Below are 711 nucleotides of genomic sequence, written 5' to 3' on the forward strand. Positions count from 1 at the left end.
GAACCCGACGTAGGGCGCAGCCGCCCGACCGACGGAGGAGATCAGCTCAGCCGGGGGTCCGTGAAAGATCAAAACCGGGTCGGGTGGCGTGGAAGCCCCCGAACCCGGGTTTGATCAGCCGTGGGTCAGGTCATGCCGCGAGCGGTGTCCGCTGTTCCTCCGGGTCGAGCAGGGAATCGGCGAGGGCACGGCCGATCGCGTCGCCGGTGTCGAGGGGTTCGCGTGCGACCAGCAGCCGCACCCCCGTCCGGCGCAGCAGGCCCAGGACCGCCATCCGCCCGGTTTCGGTGGCCGCGAGCCGTTCCACCGTGTCGACCACGACCACGCCGTACGCCCCCGACCCGACCAGCCGGACGACCGCCGACCAGGCGTGCGGACCCGATCTGGCGGACCGCACCCCCGGCCCGCCAGCCGCGCGCCGTGCACGCCGCCGCGAACACCGCCCGCTGGTCTGCCAGGTCGCCGTAGCTGCCGGCATCCTGGCGGATGAAGTGCAACGCCCGCAGCGAGCCCGCCATCACCGGCCCCCGTTCCGACGATGACCACCGGGCCAGCCGTTGATCTGCGAGTAGTACCACTGGCTCGCCGCCGACCCCGCGACCGTCAGCGAGTCCCACCAGCGCGCCGCCACGTCGTACGGCATGTCACCGGCCACGCTCACCCGCACCCCGGCCGGAAGCAGCAGGGTCGGACGCATCACCGAGAACCGAG

The 711-nt window shown here is 72.9% G+C and carries 1 protein-coding gene and 1 pseudogene; both read right to left on the reverse strand.

All coding sequences use genetic code 11. From position 1 onward, the window contains the following. Positions 1-130 precede the first annotated feature (130 nt). Complete coding sequence (locus AC08OO_RS20605; protein ID WP_476611834.1) at positions 131-397, reverse strand: hypothetical protein; 267 nt, start codon at positions 395-397, stop codon at positions 131-133. A 120-nt stretch (positions 398-517) separates the two neighbouring features. Next, positions 518-711, reverse strand: a pseudogene (locus AC08OO_RS20610) (energy transducer TonB); the annotation flags it as partial.

It is taken from the genome of Frankia sp. CeCAU1 (assembly GCF_977971845.1).